The sequence below is a fragment of the Pigmentiphaga sp. NML030171 genome (assembly GCF_002188635.1).
GTDB classification, from domain to species: Bacteria; Pseudomonadota; Gammaproteobacteria; order Burkholderiales; family Burkholderiaceae_B; genus Pigmentiphaga; species Pigmentiphaga daeguensis.
This window is the reverse complement of the sequence record NZ_NINX01000036.1, coordinates 63,391-87,901: the sequence shown is the minus strand read 5'-3', so window position 1 is coordinate 87,901 and position 24,511 is coordinate 63,391. Positions and strand designations below refer to the sequence as shown.

The window sequence follows — 24,511 nt, the reverse complement described above, 5'->3', positions numbered from 1 at the left end:
CGGATGCATCCGCTACCGGCCCAGGCCTTCCGGCCGGCCGATGGTGGCCTGGTGGTCACGTCGGCCGACGGCAGCCCCCTGCGTGCCTATCCGGGCGAGGACGGCATCTGGCGCTACCCCGTTTCGCCCGAGGACGTGTCCCCGCTGTATCTCCAGGCGCTGCTGACCTACGAGGACCGCTGGTTCTACTGGCATGGTGGCATCAATCCCTACGCCATGGCGCGCGCGGCCTGGCAGTGGGCGGCTTCGGGCCGCATCGTCTCGGGCGGTTCGACCCTGACCATGCAGGTCGCGCGCATGATCGACCCGACGCTGCGCGGCGCACCGCGCAGCATGGGTGCCAAGCTGCGCCAGATGGCGCGGGCGGTGCAACTGGAATGGCACCTGTCCAAGCGCGACATCCTGGCCCTGTACCTGAATCATGCGCCCATGGGCGGCATCGTCGAAGGCGTCGAGATGGCCAGCCGCGCCTACCTGGGCAAGCCGTCGCGCCAGCTGAGCCATGCCGAGGCCGCGCTGCTGACGGCGTTGCCGCAGGCGCCGTCCCGGCTGCGGCCCGACCGCGCGCCCGAGGCGGCCCGGGCGGCGCGCGACAAGGTGCTCGCCCGGATGGTCGAGCGCGGCCGCTGGACCGCCGAGGTGGCCGGGGATGCGCGCATCGAGCGCGTGATCGTGCAGCCGCTGCGCGGCCACTGGCTGGCGCCGCTGGCCGCCGAACGCCTGCGCCAGCGGCCGCGGGGGACCGCCGCGGCCCGCCGCGTGGTCCGGTCCACCCTGGACGCCGAATGGCAGTCCATCGTCGAGGACATGCTGCTGGATCGCGTGGATACGCTGCCGCCCAAGGTGTCGATGGCCGTGCTGGTGATGGACAACGACAGCATGGAGGCGCGTGTCTACGCGGGATCGGCCGATTTTTCCGACGCCCGCCGGGCGGCCCACGTGGACATGGTCCGGGGCGTGCGTTCGCCGGGCTCGACGCTCAAGCCCTTCCTGTACGCGATGGCGCTGGACGAGGGCATGATCCATTCCGAGAGCCTGCTGGTCGACGCGCCGCAGACCTTCGGCGGCTACCGGCCGGGCAATTTCCAGGCGTCCTTCTCGGGGGCGGTCAGCGTGTCCGAGGCCTTGCAGCGTTCGCTCAACGTGCCCGCGGTCGACCTGCTCGATCGCATCGGCCCAGCGCGCTTCGCATCGGCGCTGCGCGCGGGCGGGCTGCGCCTGCGCATCCCGGCGGGCGCGGCCCCCAACCTGAGCCTGATCCTGGGCGGGGCGGGTACCACGCTGGAAGAGCTGGTGGGCGCCTACCGCGCCTTGGCGCGCGGCGGCATCGCCGGCCGCGTGCGGCTGACCGCCGACGAGCCGCGCGTCGAGTCCCGCATCATGAGCGAGGGCGCGGCCTTCATCGTGCGCGACATCCTGGAGAGCGGCGGCCGGCCCGACCGGCCGTTCTATGCCGGCGGCCGGGGGCTGGCCTGGAAGACCGGCACGAGCTTCGGCTTTCGCGATGCCTGGGCCGTGGGCGTGACCGATGCCTGGACGCTGGGCGTCTGGGTGGGCCGGCCCGACGGCACGCCCAATCCCGGTTTTTTCGGCGCCAACGTCGCCGCGCCGCTGCTGCAGGACCTGGTGGCAGCGCTGCCGGCGGCCGCGCCCGTTCCCCGCGTGCCGCCCGCCTCGGTACGCGCGCAGTCGATCTGCTGGCCGCTGGGCCTGCGGACCGACAGCACGCCCGAAGGCATGTGCCTGCAACGCCGCCAGGCCTGGGCGCTGGACGATGCCGTGCCGCCCACGCTGCCCGAGCGCGGAACGCAGGGCGGACTGGTGGAGACGATCTGGGTCGATCCCCGCTCGGGAATGCGCACCGATCCGGGATGCCGCGTGCCGGGCACGCCCAGGCAGGTCGCGCGCTGGCCGTTGGCCCTGCAGCCGTGGGCGGAGGCGGGAATGCTGCCCGGAACCGGCGCGGCGCGCTGGCATCCGGCGTGCGGGGCAGTCTCGCACGCGGGCGCGGGCGTGCGGCTCGAAGGCCTGGACACGGGGGCGATCCTGCGCCCGGTGCCGGGACGCGACCGGATCGACGTGCAACTGCGGGCGCTGGGCGGCGACGGGACGCTGTGGTGGATGCTGGATGGCAAGCCGGTCCGCCGCACCGATGGCGCGAGTCCGGTCTCGCTGCGTTTCACCTCGAACGGCGCGCATACCGTCACCGTGATGGACGAGGGCGGTCGCTACGACAGCGTGCGCTTCGCCGTGCGCGGACTGCCGGAACACGTTCGGAATGACGGCTCGGGAGGCTTATGATGATTCTGGCCTCTTGCCCCTCGTGCGTAATCGATGTTTAATATTCGAACAATAGTTCGCGTATAGAACTTTTCCGTTTTGCAATCAGGTACGCCACCTGCGTCCCCCCGGATGGCAGGCATCGTGCGGAGACATAGATGATCAACAAAATCGTGGCTTCGGTGGCCGAAGCGCTGGCCGGCGTCAAGGACGGCTCCACCATATTGGTAGGCGGGTTCGGCACGGCCGGCCTGCCCAACGCGCTGATCGACGGGCTGATCGAGCAGGGCGCCAAGGATCTCGTGGTGGTGAACAACAACGCCGGCAACGGCTATACGGGCCTGGCCGCGCTGCTGCAGACCGGGCGCGTGCGCAAGGTGATCTGCTCCTTCCCGCGGCAGACCGACTCCTACGTGTTCGACGAGCTCTATCGCGCCAAGAAGATCGAGCTCGAGCTCGTGCCCCAGGGCAACCTGGCCGAGCGCATCCGCGCCGCCGGCGCGGGCGTGGGCGCCTTCTACACGCCCACCGGCTTCGGCACGCTGCTGGCCGAGGGCAAGGAAACGCGGCACATCAACGGCCGCGACTACGTGCTGGAATACCCCATCCACGGCGACGTGGCGCTGATCTCGGCCTACAAGGGCGATCGCTGGGGCAACCTGACCTATCGCAAGACCGCGCGCAACTTCGGGCCCATCATGGCGACCGCCGCCAGGATGGCCATCGCCCAGGTGCACGAAACCGTCGAACTGGGCGAGCTCGATCCGGAAGCGGTCGTGACGCCCGGCATTTTCGTCAAGCGCGTGGTGGCCGTCGGGGCCCAAGCCAACGCCCAACAGGCCGCCTGAGGAACATGCACATGAACAAGATGAATCGAGACCAGATGGCCCAGCGCGTGGCGCGCGACATTCCCGAGGGCGCCTACGTGAACCTGGGCATCGGCCTGCCCACGCTGGTGGCCAACCACCTGCCGGCCGATCGCGAGGTCCTGCTGCACACCGAGAACGGCCTCCTGGGCATGGGCCCCGCGCCCGAGAAGGGCCAGGAGGACTGGGACCTGATCAACGCCGGCAAGCAGCCAGTCACCGCGCTGCCCGGTGCCGCCTATTTCCACCACGCCGATTCCTTCGCGATGATGCGCGGCGGCCACCTGGACATCTGCGTGCTGGGTGCCTTCCAGGTGTCGGTCAAGGGCGACCTGGCCAACTGGCACACCGGCGCGCCGGACGCCATCCCCGCCGTGGGCGGCGCGATGGACCTGGCCATCGGCGCCAAGCAGGTATTCGTGATGATGGACCTGCTGACCAAGACGGGGTCCAGCAAGCTGGTGGAAACCTGCTCCTATCCGCTGACCGGCGTCGGCTGCGTGAGCCGGGTCTATTCCGACCTGGCCGTGTTCGACATCAAGAAGGACGGGGTCTACGTCAGCGATGTGGTCGACGGACTGTCGTTCGACGAGTTGCAGCGCCTGTGCGGCGTGCCGCTGCGCAAGGCCTGACGCCATGGACGCCTTCGTCTACAACGCCCATGCCGCCCGCGTGGTGTTCGGCGCGGGTTCGCTGCAGCACCTGGAACGGGAGATCGGGCTGCTGGGCGCGCAGCGGGCGCTGGTGTTGTCCACGCCCGGCCAGCGCAAGCTGGCCGAGCGCGTGGCGGCCCTGCTGGGGGCGAAGGCGGCGGGTATCTTCGACGGCGCGGTCATGCATGTGCCGATCGAGGCGGCCCGCCAGGCGCGCGACGAGGCGCGCCGGCTGGAGGCCGACTGCGCCGTCGCCATCGGCGGCGGCTCCACGGTGGGCCTGGGCAAGGCCATCGCGCTCGAGTCGGGGCTGCCGATCCTGGCCATTCCCACGACCTACGCCGGTTCCGAGATGACGCCCATCTACGGCATCACCGAAGGCGGGCTGAAAAAGACGGGCAAGGACGCGCGCGTGCTGCCGCGTACCGTGATCTACGATCCCGACCTGTCGACGGGGCTGCCGGTGGGGCTGTCGGTCACCAGCGCCATGAATGCCATGGCGCATGCCGCCGAAGGCCTCTACGCGCAGGACAGCAATCCCATCATGTCGCTGATGGCCGAAGAAGGCCTGACGGCCATGTCCCGCGCCTTGCCGGGCATCGTGCGCCGGTCCGGCGACATCGAGGCCCGCTCGCAGGCGCTGTATGGCGCCTGGCTGTGCGGCACCGTGCTGGGCAACGTCGGCATGGCCCTGCACCACAAGCTTTGCCACACGCTGGGCGGCAGCTTCAACCTGCCGCACGCCGAATGCCATACCATCGTGCTGCCGCATGCGATGGCCTACAACGCCCCGGCCGCGCCGGAGGCCATGGCCCGCATCGCGCGTGCCATCGGCACCCAGGACGCGGCGGCGGGGCTCTACGATCTTGCCCGCGACAACGGCGCCCCCGTTGCCCTGCGGGATCTCGGCATGCCGGAGGCCGATCTCGATCGCGCCGCCGACATCGCGGTGTCCAATCCCTATTGGAACCCGCGTCCCATCGAGCGCACGGCCATCCGCGCGCTGCTGCAGAACGCCTGGGCGGGTGTACGCCCGGTCACCAACGTCAGTCGCAACCCCTAGAACAGTTTTACCCAATCCGAGACAGAACATGACTACACACGCCTTCATCTGCGACGCGATCCGCACCCCCATCGGCCGCTACGGCGGCGCCCTGGCGTCGGTGCGCACCGACGACCTCGCGGCGATCCCGCTCAAGGCCCTGATGGAACGCAACCCCCGGCTGGACTGGGCCGCCGTCACCGACATCATCTTCGGCTGCGCCAACCAGGCAGGCGAGGACAACCGCAACGTCGCCCACATGGCCTCGCTGCTGGCCGGCCTGCCGCTGGAGCTGCCGGGGTCGACCGTCAACCGCCTGTGCGGTTCGGGCCTGGACGCGGTCGGCACCGCCGCGCGCGCGATCAAGTCGGGCGAGGCCGGTCTGATGCTGGCTGGCGGCGTCGAGAGCATGAGCCGCGCCCCGTTCGTGATGGGCAAGGCCGAGACCGCGTTCTCGCGCAACGCGCAGATCTATGACACGACCATCGGCTGGCGCTTCGTCAACAAGCTGATGAAGCAGATGTACGGCGTGGACTCCATGCCCGAGACGGCCGAGAACGTCGCCACCGACTACAAGATCGAGCGCGAGGCCCAGGACCGCATGGCACTGGCCAGCCAGGCCAAGGCCGCCGCGGCCCAGAAGTCCGGTTTCTTCGACGCCGAGATCACTCCCGTGACGATTCCCCAGAGGAAGGGCGACCCCATCGTCGTGACCAGGGACGAGCATCCGCGCGAGACCAGCATGGAAGCGCTGGGCCGCCTGAAGGGCGTGGTCCGCCCCGACGGCACGGTCACCGCCGGCAATGCCTCGGGCGTGAACGACGGCGCTTGCGCGCTGCTGCTGGCCAGCGAGGCCGAGGCGGCCCGCCACGGCCTGACGCCGCGCGCCCGCGTGGTGGGCATGGCGACCGCCGGCGTGCCGCCCCGCATCATGGGCATGGGGCCCGCGCCCGCCACCCGCAAGGTGCTGGCGCTGACCGGCCTGACCCTGGACCAGATCGACGTGATCGAGCTGAACGAGGCGTTTGCCGCGCAGGGCCTGGCGGTGTTGCGCGACCTGGGCCTGGCCGACGACGACGCACGCGTGAATCCCAACGGCGGCGCGATCGCGCTGGGCCACCCGCTGGGCGCCAGCGGCGCGCGGCTGGCCACGACGGCCATCAACCAGCTGCACCGCACCGGCGGCCGCTATGCGCTGTGCACGATGTGCATCGGCGTGGGCCAGGGGATCGCCGTCATCCTCGAGCGGGTCTGATCCCGGCCACGGGCGCCGCCGACGCGGCGTCCGGCACCGATGCCCCGCGGCAGGCGCCCCGGGGCATCGTCGTTTCCGGGCTGGCGAGGCGCTCAGCCCAGCATGCCCACGATCGCGCGTCCGACGTAGCCGTGGCCCGGACTGCCTTTCATCACCACGGTCTGCGCGGCGATCTCGGCCGGCGAGTTGTCGCTTAAGATCCCGTCCTTCTCCAGGCTGATGCGCGCATACGCCTGGAGGCTGGATTCGTAGCCGCGCGTCTCGCCATAGACGGCGCCGCAGGCATCCTGCGGCAGCGCCAGCTGCGAGGTCAGGTACTTGCGGTCGTAGCGCGGGGCGCCGTCAGCGGTGGGGTAGACCTCCAGGTGCAGGTGCGGATAGCGCCCGGGGTAGCAGCCCGGGAAGATGGTCTGGAAGCTGACCTGGCCGTGGGCATCGGCCACCTGGACCCCGCGCAGGAAGTTCTCGTCGCGCAGCTCCCGGGTGTACAGCGAATAGCCGCCGTCGCGCGTGCAATGCCACAGATAGACCGCCCGGCCGGGCAGCGGCGCGCAGCCGGCGCTGACGTCGACCAGCTTGATGGTCAGCTGCAGCGGCACGCCCTGAGCCGTGCCGCCGGCACCGCCGAAGCTGCTGCGCAGGTCGCTGCGCACGACGCCGGACGAGGCCAGGACGTTGGCCGCGTTGCTGGTGGGGCCGCCGCCGTTGGCGGGGTAGGGGCCGGCGGTTTCCTCGGGCAGCGCGATGCAGGTGCCCACGGCCGCGGCATCGCCGGCTCGGGCGAGGCCGGGCAGGCCCAGCGCCGCGGCGCTCGCGCCCAGCATGCGGGTCAGCGCGAGGCGCCGGGCCATCCGGCGCAGGTCGCGTTCCAGTTCGGTCGGGGCAAGCGCCGGTTGCGGTTCTGTCATGTGTCTTCCATCGCGGGTCGCCGTGCCGGGCGAAGGGAGGGGCAGGGGCCGCACGCGGCGCCGCCGCTATGGTACTTCGGCGCGCCGGACCGCGGCATGATCGTTTCGCAAGCATACGAAACCGGGATATGCCGCCGGGCTCAACTGGCCCATTTGCGGTCGAAGTCCATCTTGCGGAAGTGTTCCACCATGAAGTCGATGAAGGTGCGCGTCTTGGCCGGCAGGTACTGCCGGTGCGGGTAGGCCAGGTTGATGGTCAGGCGCGGCAGGTCCCAGTCGTCCAGCACCGGCACCAGCCGCCCCGCCACGATATCGTCGTAGACGATGTACTTGGGCTGGACCAGGATGCCCAGGCCTTCGCGCGCAGCGGCGCACAGGACCTGGCCGTCGTTGGCTTCCAGCACGCCCTTCACCGGCAGCACGCGGACTTCGCCCGCGCGCGAGAAGCGCAATTCGTCGTAGCGGTTGGAATACGTGTAGAGCAGCAGCCTGTGGTTCGCCAGTTCGTCGATGGTGCGCGGCGTGCCATGGCGGTGCAGGTAGCCGGGCGAAGCAGCCAGGATGCGCCGTGTCTCGGCCAGCCGGCGGATGGTCAGGTTGGAGTCGGATTCGTATTCGCGCGTGCGCACCGCCAGGTCGATGCCGTTGTCGATCAGGTCGTAGTAGCGGTTGGCGGTGATCACATGGACGTTGACGTTGGGAAAACGCCGGTTGTATTCGGGCAGCAGCGGCGCGATGTGGCGCATCGCGAACGACAGCGACGAGGTCACGCGCAGATCGCCCACCGGGTTGAGCACCGTGGCGTTGACGGCCGACTCGGCCTCCTGCATCTCGCCCAGGATGTTCTTGCTGCGCCGGTAGAACTCCTGCCCGACCTCGGTCAGGTACAGGCGCCTGGTGTTGCGCTCGACCAGCCGGGCCGACAGGCGTTGTTCCAGCGTGGCCAGATGGCGGCTGGCAGCGGCGGTCGACAGGCCGGCGGCCTCGGCGGCGCGCGTCAGGCTGCCCAGTTCCGCGATGTGGACGAACAGCTCCAGTTCGCGCCAGCGGTCCATGCTTGTCCCTCGATTATTAGCAGAATTGCAAAAGTGATTTCCGTTTGCCGGAGCTATGCCGGCGTTTTCGTCCGGGCTGCGCACTTATAATCCGGAACCTCACGACTATTCCGCCCAATCGGAGCTCTTCATGGCCATCATTTCGCAGGAAGCCCTAGACCAGTTGTTCATGTCCGCCCGCACGCAGAACGGCTGGCTGGACAAGCCCGTGTCCGACGAGCAGCTCAAGCAAGTCTACGACATTGCGAAAATGGGGCCGACCTCGATGAACTGCCAGCCGATGCGCGTGGTGTTCCTGCGCACCCAGGAAGCCAGGGAACGGCTCCTGCCCGCGCTCAGCCCGGGCAACGTGGACAAGGTCAAGGCCGCGCCGGTCACCGCCATCATCGCCACCGACACCCGCTTCTACGAGTTCATGCCGCAGCTCTGGTTCCGCGAGGGCGCCAAGGAAATGTTCGAGGGCAACGCCGCGTTGGCCGCCGCCACGGCCGCCCGCAACGGCACCCTGCAGGGCGCCTATTTCATCATCGCCGCCCGCGCCATCGGCCTGGATTGCGGTCCGATGAGCGGCTTCGACATCGCCAAGGTCAACGCCGAGTTCTTCCCCGACGGCCGCCTGACCGCCAACTTCATCTGCTCGCTGGGCTACGGCGACACGTCCAAGCTGTTCGATCGCCAGCCGCGCCTGTCCTTCGAGCAGGCCGCCACGCTGCTCTGATCCCCGCGACCCGCGGTCCGGCCCCGGCGGCGGCCGGGGCCGGACCGCATCGGGACCGGCTCATTGCTGCTCGATGCCGGCCTTCTGCATGACCGTGCGCCACCGCTCGATCTCGGCGCCGACATGGCTGGCCATCGCCTGAGGCGTGGAGGCCTCCGGCAGGCAGGCCGCCGCCAGCGCCTGTTTGCGGACGTTTTCGTCGGCAAGCACCCGGCGCACCGCCTGGTTCATCTTGTCGACGACGGCGGCGGGGGTGCCGGCCGGGAAGGCCAGCCCGTACCAGGTCGTCACGTCGTAGCCGGCCACGCCCGACTCCAGCGCCGTGGGCGTCTGGAGCAGGCCTTCATAGCGCCGCGGCGACGTCACCGCCAGGGGCTTGAGCTCCCCGGCGCGAATGTGGCCCAGCAGGGGCGAGGCCACGTCCACCAGCAGTTCCACCTCGCCGCTCAGCACGGCGGCCACCGTGTTCGGCGTGCCCTTGTAGGGGACGTGGACGATGTCGATGCCGGTGACCTGGCGCAGCAGTTCGCCGGCGAAATGCTGGGTGCTGCCGATGCCGACGCTCGCGTAGTTCAGCTTGCCGGGCTGCGCCCTGGCCATTTTCACCAGGCCGGCGATATCGGTGGCCGGGAAGTTCTTGCCGGCTGCCACCACCAATGGCTGGGCGCACAGCATGGAGACCGGCGCGAAGTCCTTGACCGAATCGAAGGGCAGCTTGCGGTAGATGGCCGCCGAGACCGCGTGTCCATTGTTCATGACGAACACCGTGTGGCCGTCCGCGGCGGCGCGCGCCACCGTGCCCGCGGCCAGCGTGCCGCCGGCGCCGGGCTTGTTCTCCACCACGATGGGCTGGCCCAGGATTTCCGCCAGGGGCTGGGCCACCATCCGGGCGATGATGTCGGTGCCCCCGCCGGGAGCAAAGCCCACCACCATGCGCACGGGCCGGCTGGGCCAGTCCTGGGCGGCCGCAGGCAGGGCCAGGGTCAAGGCGAGCGCGCACAGCAACGCGCCCGGCCGTTTCGGGTCGGTATGGAACATCGGTAGTCTCCTGTGTGCTTCTTATTGTGGTTTGCCGCCGGCCCGGAGCCGGCGGCAGGCTTTCCCGCGAGGCGTCAGGGCCGCGCGGATCCCGCCAGCCAGGCCTTGCCGCGAGCGTACAGCGCCTGGACTTCCTGGCCGTGCAGGCCGGGCATGGTGGTCTTGACGTCCATGCCTATCTTGACCTGCAGATAGGCCAGGTGGCGATAGCCCTCGGGGAAGCGCGCCAGCAGCGCCGCGTCCAGTTCCGGGCGGGCGGCCGGGTCCACCGGGTCCATCCTGTCTTTTTCGTAGATGGGCTGGCGTTCGACCATGCCCCAGCGGCCGCCGCGCTTTTCCAGGAAATCGTAGAAGCGGCCGGTGCACACCACGTCGCACAGCACGCCGTCCACGGTGGCGCGCTGGGAAATGGTCATCTTGGTCTGGGCGACGGCCCGGTCGCCTTCGCGGTCGATGGTCATGCCACCCAGGAAGTGCAGGATGTTGACCCCGCGCTCCATGCCTTCCCGGCTTTGCCGGATGAATTCGGTGGCCGGGGCCTGGCACCAGGTCGCGTTCATGCGGCCGTCCTCGTGCCAGACGGTGGCGAAGCGTTCCCAGTCGCCGGCGTCGCGCCACAGCGCCCAGTTCTCCACCAATTCGCGTATGGCGAGTTTTTCTTGGTCGTACATGAGTCCTCCAGTCGGGAAAATCAGGGGGTGGACCCGGAGACCGGGTTCAGCACGAAGTCGAAGTCCAGCGTATGGAAGGGCTGCGCGCTGGTGCCGCCGTCGGGCGTGGGGCCGGGCTCGTGCCGGACCCATTGCGCGATCAGCGACGAGCGCACGCCGAATACCGCGTCGGAGTCCAGGTATTGGTCGCCGTCGCGGAAGACGTGGGTGACCAGGGTCTCGTAGCCCTCGGCGCGGATCATGAAATGCAGGTGGGCGGGCCGCCAGGGATGGCGGCCCAGCGCGGCCAGCATGCGGCCGACGGGGCCGTCGTGGGGGATGGGATAGGCTTCGGCCAGGATGGAGCGGAAATGGAAGCTGCCGTCCGGCGCGGAATGGATGCGGCCGCGGCCCCGGTGGGTGGGATCGTCGGGATTCTGCACGTCGTAGAAGCCTTCCGCGTCCGCCTGCCAGACCTCCATTTCCGCGCCGCCAATGGGCGTGCCGTCCACGCTCCTGACCGTGCCGCGCACGAAGCACGGGTCGCCCTTGGCGCCGTTGGCGATGTCGTCTCCCAGCGCGTACTCGGGCGCGCCTTCGACGAAGAACGGACCGAAGACCGTGGCTTCCGTACAGGCGGGTGGCTTGCGGTGGTTCATCGCGGTCACCAGCGTCGACAGTCCGAGCGTGTCGGACAGCAGGATGAACTCCTGCCGCTTGTCGTCGGTGATGTGTCCCGTGGCGGTCAGGAACTCGATGCCCGCGGCCCATTCCGCTTCCGTCAGTTTCACCTCGCGGGCGAATTCGTGCAGGTGCTGCACGAGGCTGGTCATGATCTGCTTCAGGCGGGCGTCGGGCGCCTGGGCGTGCCGGGCCAGCACGGCCTGGGTGATGGTGTCTTCGTTCAGGTTGCGCAAGGCGTGGTCTCCTGGATGCTTGTTTCTTCCGCCTGCCACGGGCGTGCTCAGGTCGGCTACTGTAGACGTGGCCGGGGACGATTTGAATGGAAAAACCGGAAAAGAGTTTTACGCCAGGCGCAAGGGTGGCCCGGGGCGGCACGCTGAAGGTGCAAGGATGGCGGCGGGAAGGAGAGTCGGAGGCGGGCCCGTCCCGGCATGGGCCGGGACGGGCGCCGGCCGGCAGCAGGTCCTAGCGGACGCCGGGGATGCCTTCCAGGCGCGAGCCGGCCTTCAGCCCGCGCTTGGCGAACCAGCCGCGTTCCATTTCCAGGGCGTAGCGCACGGGCTGGGCGGCGCAGTGGCTGTCTTCCGCCCTGGGCGCCATGTCCTCGATGTTGGCGATGGTGCCGTCATCGGCGATGAAGGCCACCGACAGCGGAATCAGCGTGTTGCGCATCCACATGCATTGGGTGCCGGGCATCTCGAAAATGAACAGCATGCCCTGGTTGGGCCCCAGGCGTTCGCGGAACATCAGGCCGCGCTCGCGCGTGGGCGGGGTACTGGCGACCTCGGCGTGGATCAGGTGCATGCCGGCCCGCAACGTTTGCACGGGCAGCGTGGCCTGGGCCGAGGCGGTCGAGGCCAGGAGGGCGGTGGCGATGCAGGCGCCTGCGCCGGCAGCCAGGCGCGGCAGGAAGGAACGTATGCGGGTCATGACGTCGGCAGGGGAGCGGAAAAGGGTGGGGGCGAGCGTCCACGGGGCGGCGCCGCCGCGGAAGGCTCCCGGCGAGGGTAGCATGACCAGGCCCACGACAAGGTTAAAGGCGCGATGGGCCGGCGCTGGGGGGAAAATGTAGGGGCCCGCCGGAGCAGGTGGCTCTGGCGGGCCCGGGCAGTTCAGGCCGCCGGACCGGAGCCGGTCAGGCCGCTTCGCTGATGTTCAGCGCCTGCTTGCCCTTCGGACCCTGGGCCGCCTCGAAGGTGACCTTCTGGCCTTCTTTCAGGGTCTTGAAGCCGTTCATCTGGATGGAGGAGAAATGGGCGAACAGGTCGTCGCCGCCGTCGTCGGGCGTGATGAATCCGAAGCCCTTGGCATCATTGAACCATTTGACGGTGCCGCTACCCCTCTTGCCTTGGCTGATATCGCTGGACATGACGTAATGCCTTCTTGTAGTCAGTTACAACATATGCGAGGCGCGCTCCCCCGGTGCCGTAGGCAGTCGATCGTGCGCTTCGCCGGTGCGAGTTTTGGTGGGTTTGCTACTTCCGGGGCTTGATAAACCTGGCCCCAGGCATCAAATAATGGGAAAGATGTCCGGCTGCGTCAAGCTCGGGATGGCCCGGGCATATAGGAGTATGCTGATGGCTTGCGGGGCACTTTCAAGTGGATAGAATAGGCGCATGGGCACCGGGTTCGATTCTCAACCGGATCAGACAACGCTGCTTGAGCGGGAACCGTCGAAGACCAAACCACCTCCAATGTTCACGGTGGTGTTGTTGAACGATGATTTCACGCCGATGGAGTTCGTTGTGCTGGTATTGGAGAAATTTTTCAGCAAGGGGCGCGAGCAGGCCACCCAGATCATGCTCAAGGTGCATCACGAGGGTCGCGGCGTCTGCGGAATCTATCCGCGGGACATCGCCAGGACCAAGATCGACCAGGTAAGCCGTTTCTCACGGCAGAACCAGCATCCGCTTCAGTGCATCATGGAGGAAGCGTGATTTCTCAAGAATTGGAAGTTAGCCTTCACATGGCGTTCGTCGAGGCCCGTCAGGCTCGGCACGAATTCATCACGGTAGAGCATCTGCTGCTCTCGCTGCTCGACAATCCGTCGGCGGCCGAGGTGCTGCGCGCTTGCGCCGCCAACCTGGACGACCTGCGCCGCAACCTGCGCAATTTCGTCAACGACAACACGCCCGTGATCCCGGGCACGGAAGAGGCCGATACCCAGCCCACGCTGGGTTTCCAGCGCGTCATCCAGCGCGCGATCATGCACGTGCAGTCCACGGGCAACGGCAAGAAGGAAGTGGCCGGCTCCAACGTGCTGGTCGCCATCTTCGGCGAAAAGGATTCCCACGCGGTCTATTACCTGCACCAGCAGGGCATCACCCGCCTGGACGTGGTCAACTTCATGTCCCACGGCATCACCAAGCAGCCCCAGCTGGAGTCCTCCAGCACGCCCAAGGAACCCGAGGCGGAAGCCGAGGCCGAGGCCAAGCAGTCGCCGCTGGACCAGTACACCCAGAACCTGAACGTGGCCGCCAAGGCCGGCAAGATCGATCCGCTGATCGGCCGCGACAGCGAGGTCGAGCGGGTCATCCAGGTGCTGTGCCGCCGCCGCAAGAACAATCCGCTGCTGGTGGGCGAGGCCGGCGTGGGCAAGACCGCCATCGCCGAGGGCCTGGCCTGGCGCATCACCGAAGGCGCCGTGCCCGACGTGCTGGCGGATGCCTGCGTCTATTCCCTGGACATGGGCGCGCTGCTGGCGGGCACCAAGTACCGCGGCGACTTCGAGCAGCGCCTGAAGGCGGTGCTCAAGCAGCTCAAGGAAAGCCCCAAGGCGGTGCTGTTCATCGACGAGATCCACACCCTCATCGGCGCCGGCGCCGCGTCGGGCGGTACGCTGGATGCCTCCAACCTGCTCAAGCCGGCCCTGTCCTCGGGCCAGCTCAAGTGCATAGGCGCGACCACGTACACCGAATACCGCGGCATCTTCGAGAAGGATCATGCCCTGTCGCGGCGCTTCCAGAAGATCGACGTCAACGAGCCCAGCGTCGAGCAGACCGTGCAGATCCTGCGCGGCCTCAAGCAGCGGTTCGAGGACCACCACAGCGTCAAGTACTCGTCGGCGGCGCTGTCGGCGGCCGCCGAACTGTCGGCCAAATTCATCAACGACCGCCACCTGCCGGACAAGGCCATCGACGTCATCGACGAGGCCGGCGCGGCCCAGCGCATCCTGCCCAAGTCGCGGCAGAAGAAGGTCATCGGCAAGGCCGAGATCGAGGACATCGTGTCCAAGATCGCCCGGATTCCGCCGCAATCGGTCTCCAGCGACGACCGCAGCAAGCTGGCCACGCTCGAGCGCGACCTGAAGGCCGTGGTGTTCGGCCAGGACGCCGCCATCGACGCGCTGTCCGCGTCCATCAAGATGGCGCGCTCGGGGCTGGGCAAGCCCGACAAGCCCATCGGCGCGTTCCTGTTCTCCGGTCCCACCGGCGTCGGCAAGACCGAGGTGGCCAAGCAGCTCGCCTTCATCCTGGGCATCGAGCTGCTGCGCTTCGACATGTCCGAGTACATGGAGCGCCATGCCGTCTCGCGCCTGATCGGCGCGCCGCCGGGATACGTCGGCTTCGACCAGGGCGGCCTCCTGACCGAGGCCATCACCAAGAAGCCGCACTGCGTGCTGCTGCTGGACGAGATCGAGAAGGCCCACCCCGAGGTCTTCAACATCCTTCTGCAGGTCATGGACCACGGAACGCTGACGGACAACAACGGCCGGAAGGCGGATTTCCGCAACGTCATCATCATCATGACGACCAACGCCGGTGCCGAAACCCTGCAGAAGAACGTGATCGGCTTCTCCGGCGCGCGCGAGCAGGGCGACGAGATGGCGGAAATCAAGCGCATGTTCACGCCGGAGTTCCGCAACCGCCTGGACTCGATCATTTCGTTCAAGGCCCTGAACGAAGAGATCATCCTGCGCGTGGTCGACAAGTTCCTGATGCAGCTGGAAGAGCAACTGCACGAGAAGCGCGTCGAGGTCATTTTCACCGATGCCCTGCGCGCCTACCTGGGCAAGAAGGGCTTCGATCCGCTGATGGGCGCGCGTCCCATGCAGCGCCTGATCCAGGACACCATCCGCCGCGCGCTGGCCGACGAACTGCTGTTCGGCAAGCTGGTCAGCGGCGGCCGGGTGACCGTGGACATGGTCGACGACGAGATCAAGCTCAACTTCGACGATACGCCACCCAAGGCCGCGCCGCAGCCGGAGGTGGAACTGGCTGACTGACCCCCCCGTACGCGCTTACGCGCGCCCCCCAGGGGGCGGCACTGGCGGACCGGCGGAGCCGGATCCGCTGTGCCCTGGGTCTGTGTGGGGCCGTCGACGGTTGTTGGCGGCCTGTTTTTTTGCCGCCGGGCCGCCCCCAAGGCAAAAAGCGCCCCCTCGGGGGGCAGCGCCGCCGCGTAGCGGCAAGCGTGGGGGCATATTTTTTGCCGCCGGGCCGCCCCCAAGGCAAAAAGCGCCCCCTCGGGGGGCAGCGCCGCCGCGTAGCGGCAAGCGTGGGGGGCATATTTTTTGCCGCCGGGCCGCCCCCAAGGCAAAAAGCGCCCCCTCGGGGGGCAGCGCCGCCGCGTAGCGGCAAGCGTGGGGGCATATTTTTTGCCGCAGGGCCGCCCCAAGGCAAAAAGCGCCCCCTCGGGGGGCAGCGCCGCCGCGTAGCGGCAAGCGTGGGGGTATTTTTTTGAGGTGTGTGGTTTTGTGGGGTATCTATTAGGGTAAATCTGGGGTAATATTGCTGTACTGCACAAATCACGCCATCGCCCTGTCGGGCACCGGTGTGGCCTTCATGCAGACGATCGGTAACCAAGTGGGTTGACCGAAAACTGCATCGTCTCTGACCTCGTTTTTCCCTTTGCGTTGCGCGCACGGTGATATCGGTCGGCGCCGATGATCCGTCCGGAGCGGCCGTGTCCGTCTCCGCAGCGTAGCGCCAGCTTTCCAGGCTCGATGAATCCGGCCCCGTCCTTGGCGGGGCCATGGCCGCGTTTTTCGCGCGTCCGGGTATGTCCGGTGGGGAAAGGCTTGCGTTGCGCCATACGTAACGTAAGGAATGAATATGTCTTTCACTGAACTCGGCCTTGCTCCCGCCATCGTCGGCGCGCTGACCGAAGCCGGCTTTACCGAGCCGACGCCGGTCCAGGCCCGGGCCATCCCGCTGGCGCTGGAGGGGCACGACCTCATGGTGTCGTCCCAGACCGGTAGCGGCAAGACCGCGGCCTTCATGCTGCCGGCCCTGAACCGGCAGGTCCAGGCTTCGCCGCTGCGCACGCCCGGCGTGCGCGTGCTGGTGCTGACCCCCACGCGCGAGCTGGCCCAGCAGGTGTCGGAAGCCACCCGCACCTATGGCAAGGCGCTGAACTGGCTGCGCACGGCCACGGTCGTCGGCGGCATGCCCTATGGTGCCCAGTTGAAGGCGCTGTCGCGCCGGGTCGACGTGCTGGTCGCGACCCCGGGCCGTCTGCTGGACCACGTCCAGTCCGGCAAGGTGAACCTGTCCGAAGTCGAGGTCCTGGTGCTGGACGAGGCCGACCGCATGCTGGACATGGGTTTCATCGACGACATCGAGGCCATCGTGGCGCGCACGCCCGCCACCCGGCAGACGCTGCTGTTCTCGGCCACGCTGGACGGCTCGGTGGCCCGGATGGCTGCCAAGATGATGCGCGACCCCCAGCGCATCGAGATCGCCAGCCAGAAGGAAAAGCACGCCAACATCACCCAGTCGCTGCTGTACGCGGATGACATGGAGCACAAGATGCGCCTGCTGGACCACCTGCTGCGCGACGTCAACATCCAGCAGGCCATCGTCTTCACCTCGACCAAGCGCGCGGCCGACGATCTGGCCGACACGCTGGCCGACCAGGGCTTCGCCGCCGAGGCGTTGCATGGCGACATGAACCAGCGCCAGCGTACCCGTACCCTGGGCAACATGCAGCGCGGCCGGGTGCAGATCCTTGTCGCCACCGACGTGGCGGCGCGGGGTATCGACGTGCAAGGCATCAGCCACGTCGTCAACTTCGACCTGCCCATGCAGGCCGAGGACTACGTGCACCGCATCGGCCGTACCGGCCGCGCGGGCCGCGACGGCCTGGCGTTCACGCTGGCCGCGCATGGCGAGCGTCACAAGATCCGCACCATCGAGCGTTATACGGACCAGAGCATCCCCGTCCAGGTGATCCCCGGACTCGAGCCGCAGCGCGCGCCGCGGCACGGCTCCGACCGTCCGCGCCGCGGCGGCCCCGGCGGCAAGCCGGGCTGGCGCCAGGGCGGCCGTGGCGGCTACCAGAATCGTGAAGGCGGGCAGCGGCAGTACGAAGGCCGTGGCCATTTCGACCGCAACCGCGACGAGCGTCCGGCTTTCGGCGACCGTCCGCGCGGCGAGCGCCGCCATGGCGAACCGTCCCAGGGCGAACGCCAGGGCTACGGTGAGCGCCGGTACGAGCCGCGCTTCCAGGACGATCGCCGCGAGCGTTCGCCCGAAGGCCAGGGCTACGCCGCCCGGCCGCGTGGCGACCGTCCGCAGGGCGAGCGCACCTGGGGCGATCGTCCCCAGGGCGGCCGCCCCGAAGGTGACCGCCGCGAGCGTCCGGCCCAGGCCTGGGCCGACCGTCCCCGCGCAGCCCGTCCGGAAGGCGATCGCCGCGACGCGCCCGTGCGCCGCTTCGATTCCCGTCGTCGCGCCGCCTGACGGCATCCTGCAAGGCCAACCCGGCGCGGCGGCCAGCCGCCGCGCCCGACGCCCCCGACCCGCGGCCCCAGGCCGCGCGCGGGGGCGTTTTCACGTCCGGCCATCGCGCATCGTCCAGATCATTCGCCTTCAATTGATTTGAACTGAAATATTATTAGGAGATATGATTTGCCTTGGTATTGCCCGGGCGACTCATGACTCGTTTTCTTCTTGCGACGTGGACGGCGGTATGGCTGGCAGGCATCGCGCCTTCGGCGGGAGCGGCCGACGCTGGCGCCACTCCCGGGGCCGCGGCCCAGCCCGACAGCCTGCAGCGCGCCGTCCAGGCCGGCCGGTTGCGCATCGGCTATGCGAACGAGGCGCCGTTCGCCTACATGGACAGCCGGGCGGGCCGATTGACGGGCGAAGCCCCGGAAATCGCCCGTGTGATCCTGGGGCGGCTGGGCATAGGCGAGGTCGAAGGCGTGCTGACCGAGTTCGGCGCGCTGATCCCGGGCCTCCTGGCCGGCCGTTTTGACATGATCGCCGCCGGCATGTACGTGCTGCCCGACCGGTGCCGCCAGATCGCCTTCTCCAATCCCACCTACGGCGTGGGCGACGGGTTCCTCCAGCGTACGGACAATCCGCGCCGATTGCATGGCTATGCCGACGTGGCCGCCGACCCCGGCGCCCGCGTGGGCGTGGTGGTCGGGGCGGTGCAGAACGACTACGCCGCGCGCGCGGGCGTGCCGCCGTCGCAGGTCGTGGTGTTTCCCGACGTGGTCAGCGCGGTCGAGGGCGTGGTGGCGGGGCGGGCGGACGTCTATGCCGCGACGGCGCTGACTTTGAACTACGTGCTGACCAAGGTGCCGGACTGGCAGATCGACAAGGTGGCCCGGTTCGTCCAGCCTACCGAGAACGGCGAAGCGGTGCGCGGGTACGGCGCGTTCGGCTTCCGCCAGGGGGACGTGGCGCTGCGCGAAGCCTTCGACCGCGAGCTGGCGCATTTCATCGGGACGCCCGAGCACCAGCGCCTGGTCGAGCCTTTCGGCTTCACCGCGAACGAACTGCCGGGCGACGCGACGTCGGCGCAGTTGTGCGGGCAGTCTCCCGCCGCCGCGCCCGCCCCGGCCTCCGATCCGTCATGACCGACCTTCCCGAGCTGTTGCCGCCCTTGCTGCGCGGCCTGTGGGTCACCTTGCAGCTCACCGCGGGCGCGGCGGCGCTGGCCATCCCGGCGGCGCTGCTGTCCGGCCTGGGGCGCATGTCGCGGCGGCCCTACCTATCGTGGCCCGCGGCCTGCTACGTGGAGGTGTTCCGCGGAACGTCCGCGCTGGTGCAGCTTTTCTGGGTCTACTACGTGCTGCCTCTGCTGGGCCTGCGGCTGCCGGCGGTCTGGGCGGGCATCCTGGTGCTGGGCCTGCATACCGGGGCCTACGGAGCCGAGATCGTGCGCGGCGCGATCGCCAACGTGCCCAAGGGGCAGGCCGAGGCCGCGGTGGCGCTGAACATGACGCCGACGGCCACGCTGTGGCGCATCCTGGTGCCGCAGGCCGTGCCGCTGATGCTGCCGCCGGCCGGCAACCTCCTGATCGAACTGCTCAAGAACACCGCCCTGGTGTCGCTGATCACCATCACCGACCTGACCTTCAGCGCGCAACTGCTGCGCAGCGAGACTTTCCGCACCGTGGAGGTGTTCAGCATCGCGCTGCTCATGTATTTCGCCGCCGCCCAGGTCCTGAACGGCGGCATGCGGCTGCTGGAGCGGCGTGCGGCCCGCCACCGGGGGCGGGCATGAGCGCGGCCGCCAGCCAGCCGCTGTTCGACTGGGGCTATGCCCGCGCCGTGCTGCCCACCTTGCTGGACGGCCTGGCGATCACCGTGCAGGCCACGCTGCTGGGCATGGCGCTGGCCGTGACGCTGGGGCTGGTGCTGGCGCTGATGCGAAGGGCACCGCTGCGGCCGCTGGCCTGGGGCGCGGCGCTGGTCATCGAGTTCGTGCGCAGCACGCCGCTGCTGATGCAACTGTTCTTCCTGTTCTACGTGCTGCCGGTCACGGGCGTGCAGTTCTCGCCGCTGGCCACCGGCGTACTGGGACTGGGCGTGCACTACGCCGCCTACTGCGCCGAGGTGTACCGGGCCGGCCTGGAAAGCGTGCCGCGCGGGCAGTCGGACGCGGCGCTGGCGCTCAATCTCGGTCGCTGGCGGACGCTGCGGGACGTCATCCTGCCGCAGGCGATCCCGCCCATCGTGCCGGCGCTGGGGAACTACTTCGTCGCCATGTTCAAGGATACGCCGCTGCTGTCGGCCATCACCGTGGTGGAACTGCTCCAGGCCAGCAAGATCGCCGGTTCGGCCACGTTCCGCTATACCGAGCCGCTCACGCTGGTGGGGCTGATCTTCCTGGCGCTGAGCCTGGCCGCGGCCTGGGGAGTGAGGCGCGTGGGAGCCAGGCTGCGCTGAGCCGAACGACGACATGAAGGAGGACGCATGAGCGCCAGTGTCACGCTGGAGAATGTCTGCAAGCGCTACGGCGAGGTCGAGGTGCTGCGGGGCCTGGACCTGCACATTCCGGCCGGCCAGACGGTCGCGCTGATCGGTCCGTCGGGGTCCGGCAAGTCGACGCTGCTGCGCCTGCTGATGACGCTGGAGCGGCCCGATGCCGGCCGCATCCTGATCGATGGCGAATCCATGTGGACCGAACGGCGGGGCAGCAGGGAAGTCCCGGCCCGGCCGGCGCATCTGAGCAGGGTGCGGGGACGGATAGGCATGGTGTTCCAGCACTTCAACCTGTTCCCCCATATGACGGCATTGCGCAATGTGGCCGAGGCGCCCAGGCACGTGCTGGGGCTGGGCCGGGACGAGGCCGAGCAGCGGGCGCGCGAATACCTGGACATGGTGGGGCTGGGAGACAAGCTGGATCGGTATCCCGCCAATCTTTCCGGCGGCCAGAAGCAACGGGTCGGCATTGCCCGCGCGCTGGCCATGCGGCCGGAAGTCATGCTGTTCGACGAGGTGACCTCGGCGCTGGACCCGGAACTGGTGGGCGGCGTGCTGGAGATCATGCGGGAGCTGTCGGCGCGGCGCACCATGACGATGATCGTCGTGACGCACCAGATGAAGTTCGCCGAGCGCAGCTCGGACCGCACCCTGTTCTTCGACGGCGGCCGCATCGTCGAGGACGGACCGTCCGCCCAGGTCTTCGGTCATCCGGCCCGCGCGCGCACGCGCCAGTTCCTGGAAGCCGTCATCGAGGCCTGAGGCGGCCGTCCCGGTCGCGGCAACGAGGGTAGACTATTAGGAGCCCGGCGCCATCCACGCGCGCCGGATCTTCATCAGTCGGGAATCGTTAGCCGCCATGCGCTGCCTGGTCATCGAAGACGAAGTCGATACTTCGCGCTATATCTGCAACGGTCTGAAGGAGGCCGGCCACGAGGTGGCGGCCTGCCGCGACAGCGCCGACGGGCTCAATCGCGCCATGACCGAGGCCTGGGACGTCATCATCCTGGACCGCATGCTGCCCAACGACGTGGACGGCCTGTCCATCCTGACCACGCTGCGAGGCATAGGCAAGACGACGCCCGTGCTGATCCTGAGCGCGCTGGCGGGGCTGGACGAGCGGGTCAGGGGGCTGCGCGGCGGCTGCGACGACTACCTCACCAAGCCGTTCGCGTTCTCCGAGCTGGCGGCGCGGGTCGAGGCCCTGTACCGCAGGGCCCGTGCCCGCGACGATGTGCGCGAACTGCGCATCGCCAATCTCCGGGCCGACCTGACCAAGCGCACCGTCGAGCGCGACGGCAAGACCATCACGCTGCAGCCGCGCGAGTTCCGCCTGCTGGTCTACCTGCTGTTGAACCAGGAACAGGTCGTGACCCGCACCATGCTGCTCGAGGCGGTCTGGGACTATCGCTTCGATCCGCAGACCAACGTGATCGATGTGCAGATCAGCCGCCTGCGCAACAAGATCGACAACGGCTTCGCGCCTCCCCTGATCCATACGGTGCGCGGGGTGGGGTACATGATCTCGGCGGCGCCGCGTTGAGCACGGCCTACGACGACTATCCCGGCCGCCAGACCGGGCCGCTGGCCTTCGTCCGGCGACTGTGGCAGTCGGTCGCGTTCCGGCTCGCGCTGGGCTATGGCGTGTCGGTGGTGCTGTTCATGATGGTGCTGCTGTCGGTGCTGTACGTGCAGACCATCGGCGTGCTGCAGAACCGCATCGACCGGCAACTGGTGTCGGCCAGCCACCGGATGGTCAGCCATTTCGAGGCCTACGGGCCCGAGCGGCTGGCCGACGACATCACCGAGACCCTGACCGACGGCGTCAACTCCGATACCGAGGTCTACCTGCTGGCCACAGCGGCGGGCAAGAAAATGGCGGGCAACATCGCCGTTTCCCGCGACCTGCTCAAGCCCACCTTCGGGATCGTCGAAAAGCAGGTGCTGCGGGACGGGCGCATCTCCTACAGCCGGTTCCGCACGGAACTGCTGGCCGACGGGTCCGTCCTGCTGGTCGGCCGCGACATGCGCGACCAGAAGGACCTCGAGCAACTGGTCGGCAACGCGCTGATGGCGGCGGCGGTGGTCTCGGTGCTGCTGGCCATCATCGGCGCCATCGTGTTCCGCGACCAGCTCGAGAGCCGGGTCGGCGCGATCCGCCGCACCGCCGCCCAGATCGAGGCCGGCGACCTGACGCAGCGCATCCCGGTGTCCGGCAAGGACGACGAGTTCGCGCGCCTGAGCCACGACATCAACCTGATGCTGGACCGGATCGAGATCCTGATGGACGGCGTGCGGCACGTCTCCAACACCATCGCCCACAATCTGCGCACGCCGCTGTCGCGGATCCGCGCCAAGCTGGAAGTGGCCAGCCGTCCGGGCACGGACCCGGCGCAGGTGGCGCAGGCCACGACCTTCGCCATCCGCGAGATCGAGGAACTCACCATCGTCTTCGACAAGCTGCTGCAGATCGCCGAGGCGGAGTCGGGCGCTCGGCGCCAGGCTTTCCAACCGGTATCGCTGAACGACATCGTGGCCGACGTGGTGGAACTGTACGAGCCGGTGGCCGAGGAAAAGGGCGTGGAGCTGCGCGTGCGCATGGACGAAGACGTCATGGCGGCGGGCGACAAGGACCTGCTGGCCAGCGCCGTGGCCAACCTGCTGGACAACGCGATCAAATACGCCGGCAGCCCCGCCCGCGTCACGGTCAGCACGCAGCGAGAAAGCGACACGGTGTCGCTGGTGGTGCAGGACAACGGGCCCGGCATCCAGGCCATCGAGCGCTCCAAGGTCGGGACCCGGTTCTTCCGGCTCAACCGCCGCGTACCGGGCTACGGCCTGGGCCTGGCCAGCGTGACGGCCATCGCCAGCCTCCACAACGCTTCGTTGGACCTGGACGACGCCGGCCCCGGCCTGGTGGCCCGTATCACGCTGCCCAGGCTGGGAAAAATGACAAAACGGTAATGTTTCGGCCATGCTTTCCCTTTCAGCCGGTCGCTAACATCACGCGATCCGGATCAGGAGTGCCTCGCGCCGTGGGACGCGTCGACGACCGATCCGAGCCGTAAAATCGTCAAAGGTTGCTCATGCCGCGTTTTGCCCATTTTGTCGTCGTCACCTGTCTGCTTGCCCTGGCGGCCTGCTCGGACAAGCAAGAGGCTCCTCCGGCTCCCACCGAAAACGCCGCGCCGCTCGCGCCCGGGCAGGTCCGCGTCAAGCCGGCCTCGCTCAAGTACATGGAAATCCAGGAAATGGGGACCCAGGGCGCGGTGCACGTGGTGTGGGCGCCGGCCCGGGTGGCTTTCCGCGAGGAACAGGTGGCCGAGGTGGTGGCGCCGGCATCCGGCCGCATCCTCCAGGTCCAGGCCCAGGTGGGCGACGTGGTCAAGGCCGGAACGCCGCTGGCGACGCTGTCCAGCCCCGACGCCTCGCGCGTGCGGGCCGACTACGCCAATGCCCAGGTCGAACTGCGGGTGGCCCAGGCCGAGGCCAAGCGCCAGCGCCTGATGATGGAGAAGGGCATCGGCATCGAGGCCGAACTGGTCGTGGCCGAGGCCAAGCTGCAGGAGGCCCAGCACAACGCCGACGTGGCGTCGCGGGCCGCCAGCTTCCTGGGCGGCGGCGGCAGCGACACGCTGCTGCTGCGCGCGCCGCGCGCCGGCGTGGTTATCAACCGCAACACCACGCCCGGCGCGTCGGTGGGACCCGATTCCGGATCGCTGTTCACCGTGGGCGATCCGACCGCGCTGTGGATCAACGCCGACGTCTTCGAAAGCGACCTCAGCACGATCGCCCAGGGGGCGCCGGTGCAGATCGTGGTGGCCTCGCTGGACCGGCCCCTGACGGGCAAGGTGCTGCGCGTGGGCTCGGCCCTGAACGCCCAGACCCGCCGCGGGCAGGTGTTCATCACGCTGGACGACTCCAATCCCAACCTGCGCGCGGGCATGCTGGCCCGGGCCGGCATCCAGAGCCGCGCCGCCGAGGGGTTGTCGGTGCCCGTCACCTCGGTGCTGATCAAGGACGGCCAGCGCTCCATCGTATTCGTCCAGGTCTCGGACAACGTGTTCGAGGCGCGTACCGTGTCGCTGGGCCAACCGTCCAACGGCTACATCCCCGTATTGTCGGGCATCGAGCCGGGCGACAAGGTGGTCACCAAGGGCGGCTTGCTGCTCGACGGCGCCGCCAACCAACTGCTGTAAGG

At 68.7% G+C, this 24,511-nt stretch carries 23 protein-coding genes; 16 read left to right on the top strand and 7 right to left on the bottom strand.

Annotation, left to right across the window (positions count from 1 at the left end):
• The first annotated feature begins 3 nt into the window (after positions 1 to 3).
• The 5 genes from pbpC to pcaF all read left to right on the top strand — a co-directional run bounded on the left by pbpC (position 4) and on the right by pcaF (position 6,096).
• A complete protein-coding gene (gene pbpC / locus CDO46_RS16805; RefSeq protein WP_087839638.1) occupies positions 4 to 2,301 on the top strand; it encodes a penicillin-binding protein 1C in 2,298 nt (765 codons plus the stop codon).
• Positions 2,302 to 2,438: 137 nt separating this feature from the next.
• On the top strand, positions 2,439 to 3,128 hold the full coding sequence (locus CDO46_RS16800) for a 3-oxoacid CoA-transferase subunit A (protein WP_087839637.1): 690 nt from the start codon (positions 2,439 to 2,441) through the stop codon (positions 3,126 to 3,128).
• An 11-nt stretch (positions 3,129 to 3,139) separates the two neighbouring features.
• Positions 3,140 to 3,778 (top strand): 3-oxoacid CoA-transferase subunit B, encoded by a 639-nt coding sequence (locus CDO46_RS16795; RefSeq protein ID WP_087839636.1) that lies wholly within the window; start codon positions 3,140 to 3,142, stop codon positions 3,776 to 3,778.
• Positions 3,779 to 3,782: 4 nt separating this feature from the next.
• Positions 3,783 to 4,862: a maleylacetate reductase gene (locus CDO46_RS16790; RefSeq protein ID WP_087839635.1), complete on the top strand. Its 1,080-nt coding sequence runs from the start codon at positions 3,783 to 3,785 to the stop codon at positions 4,860 to 4,862.
• A gap of 28 nt (positions 4,863 to 4,890) precedes the next feature.
• The gene (pcaF, locus tag CDO46_RS16785) at positions 4,891 to 6,096 is read left to right on the top strand and encodes a 3-oxoadipyl-CoA thiolase (protein ID WP_087839634.1); all 1,206 of its coding nucleotides are present in this window, start codon (positions 4,891 to 4,893) and stop codon (positions 6,094 to 6,096) included.
• Between the two features lie 92 nt (positions 6,097 to 6,188).
• Here pcaF and CDO46_RS16780 read toward each other — a convergent pair whose 3' ends face one another.
• Together CDO46_RS16780 and CDO46_RS16775 are read right to left on the bottom strand one after the other, a co-directional pair.
• On the bottom strand, positions 6,189 to 7,004 hold the full coding sequence (locus CDO46_RS16780) for an intradiol ring-cleavage dioxygenase (protein ID WP_217896322.1): 816 nt from the start codon (positions 7,002 to 7,004) through the stop codon (positions 6,189 to 6,191).
• Between the two features lie 140 nt (positions 7,005 to 7,144).
• Positions 7,145 to 8,059 (bottom strand): LysR family transcriptional regulator, encoded by a 915-nt coding sequence (locus tag CDO46_RS16775; protein ID WP_087839633.1) that lies wholly within the window; start codon positions 8,057 to 8,059, stop codon positions 7,145 to 7,147.
• A 130-nt stretch (positions 8,060 to 8,189) separates the two neighbouring features.
• On the opposite strand from CDO46_RS16775, the gene CDO46_RS16770 reads away from it, so the two are divergent.
• Positions 8,190 to 8,777, top strand: a complete 588-nt coding sequence (locus CDO46_RS16770; protein WP_087839632.1) for a malonic semialdehyde reductase — start codon at positions 8,190 to 8,192, stop codon at positions 8,775 to 8,777.
• 60 nt (positions 8,778 to 8,837) lie between these two features.
• On the opposite strand, the gene CDO46_RS16765 is transcribed toward CDO46_RS16770, so the two are convergent.
• The 5 genes from CDO46_RS16765 to CDO46_RS16745 form a co-directional block, all read right to left on the bottom strand.
• Positions 8,838 to 9,815, bottom strand: a complete 978-nt coding sequence (locus tag CDO46_RS16765) for a tripartite tricarboxylate transporter substrate binding protein (RefSeq protein ID WP_087839631.1) — start codon at positions 9,813 to 9,815, stop codon at positions 8,838 to 8,840.
• A 74-nt stretch (positions 9,816 to 9,889) separates the two neighbouring features.
• Complete coding sequence (locus tag CDO46_RS16760; RefSeq protein ID WP_087839630.1) at positions 9,890 to 10,486, bottom strand: nuclear transport factor 2 family protein; 597 nt, start codon at positions 10,484 to 10,486, stop codon at positions 9,890 to 9,892.
• A gap of 20 nt (positions 10,487 to 10,506) precedes the next feature.
• Positions 10,507 to 11,382, bottom strand: coding sequence for an intradiol ring-cleavage dioxygenase (locus CDO46_RS16755; protein WP_087839629.1), 876 nt, complete (start codon positions 11,380 to 11,382; stop codon positions 10,507 to 10,509).
• Positions 11,383 to 11,614: 232 nt separating this feature from the next.
• Complete coding sequence (locus CDO46_RS16750) at positions 11,615 to 12,079, bottom strand: DUF192 domain-containing protein (protein ID WP_087839628.1); 465 nt, start codon at positions 12,077 to 12,079, stop codon at positions 11,615 to 11,617.
• A 205-nt stretch (positions 12,080 to 12,284) separates the two neighbouring features.
• A complete protein-coding gene (locus CDO46_RS16745; RefSeq protein ID WP_087839627.1) occupies positions 12,285 to 12,518 on the bottom strand; it encodes a cold-shock protein in 234 nt (77 codons plus the stop codon).
• Positions 12,519 to 12,765: 247 nt separating this feature from the next.
• Between CDO46_RS16745 and clpS the strand changes: the two genes are divergently transcribed.
• From clpS to CDO46_RS16695, 10 genes are all read left to right on the top strand, one after another.
• Complete coding sequence (gene clpS / locus CDO46_RS16740) at positions 12,766 to 13,086, top strand: ATP-dependent Clp protease adapter ClpS (protein ID WP_087839626.1); 321 nt, start codon at positions 12,766 to 12,768, stop codon at positions 13,084 to 13,086.
• Complete coding sequence (gene clpA / locus CDO46_RS16735; RefSeq protein ID WP_087839625.1) at positions 13,083 to 15,374, top strand: ATP-dependent Clp protease ATP-binding subunit ClpA; 2,292 nt, start codon at positions 13,083 to 13,085, stop codon at positions 15,372 to 15,374. The genes clpS and clpA overlap by 4 nt, the downstream gene beginning before the upstream one ends.
• Before the next feature lie 829 nt (positions 15,375 to 16,203).
• On the top strand, positions 16,204 to 17,832 hold the full coding sequence (locus CDO46_RS16730; protein WP_087839624.1) for a DEAD/DEAH box helicase: 1,629 nt from the start codon (positions 16,204 to 16,206) through the stop codon (positions 17,830 to 17,832).
• A 194-nt stretch (positions 17,833 to 18,026) separates the two neighbouring features.
• The gene (ehuB, locus tag CDO46_RS16725; RefSeq protein WP_087839623.1) at positions 18,027 to 18,959 is read left to right on the top strand and encodes an ectoine/hydroxyectoine ABC transporter substrate-binding protein EhuB; all 933 of its coding nucleotides are present in this window, start codon (positions 18,027 to 18,029) and stop codon (positions 18,957 to 18,959) included.
• A complete protein-coding gene (gene ehuC, locus CDO46_RS16720) occupies positions 18,956 to 19,609 on the top strand; it encodes an ectoine/hydroxyectoine ABC transporter permease subunit EhuC (RefSeq protein ID WP_087839622.1) in 654 nt (217 codons plus the stop codon). The genes ehuB and ehuC overlap by 4 nt, the downstream gene beginning before the upstream one ends.
• Positions 19,606 to 20,274 carry an ectoine/hydroxyectoine ABC transporter permease subunit EhuD gene (ehuD, locus tag CDO46_RS16715; RefSeq protein WP_087839621.1) on the top strand — a complete coding sequence of 223 codons (669 nt, stop codon included), beginning with the start codon at positions 19,606 to 19,608 and terminating at the stop codon, positions 20,272 to 20,274. Before ehuC ends, ehuD begins: the two co-directional genes overlap by 4 nt.
• Before the next feature lie 27 nt (positions 20,275 to 20,301).
• Positions 20,302 to 21,072, top strand: a complete 771-nt coding sequence (gene ehuA / locus CDO46_RS16710) for an ectoine/hydroxyectoine ABC transporter ATP-binding protein EhuA (protein ID WP_087839620.1) — start codon at positions 20,302 to 20,304, stop codon at positions 21,070 to 21,072.
• Between the two features lie 97 nt (positions 21,073 to 21,169).
• Entirely contained in the window at positions 21,170 to 21,853 is a 684-nt protein-coding gene (locus tag CDO46_RS16705; protein ID WP_087839619.1) for a response regulator transcription factor, read from the top strand.
• Positions 21,850 to 23,274: a HAMP domain-containing sensor histidine kinase gene (locus CDO46_RS16700; protein WP_243724431.1), complete on the top strand. Its 1,425-nt coding sequence runs from the start codon at positions 21,850 to 21,852 to the stop codon at positions 23,272 to 23,274. Before CDO46_RS16705 ends, CDO46_RS16700 begins: the two co-directional genes overlap by 4 nt.
• A gap of 122 nt (positions 23,275 to 23,396) precedes the next feature.
• Entirely contained in the window at positions 23,397 to 24,509 is a 1,113-nt protein-coding gene (locus CDO46_RS16695) for an efflux RND transporter periplasmic adaptor subunit (protein ID WP_087839618.1), read from the top strand.
• Positions 24,510 to 24,511: the final 2 nt, after the last annotated feature.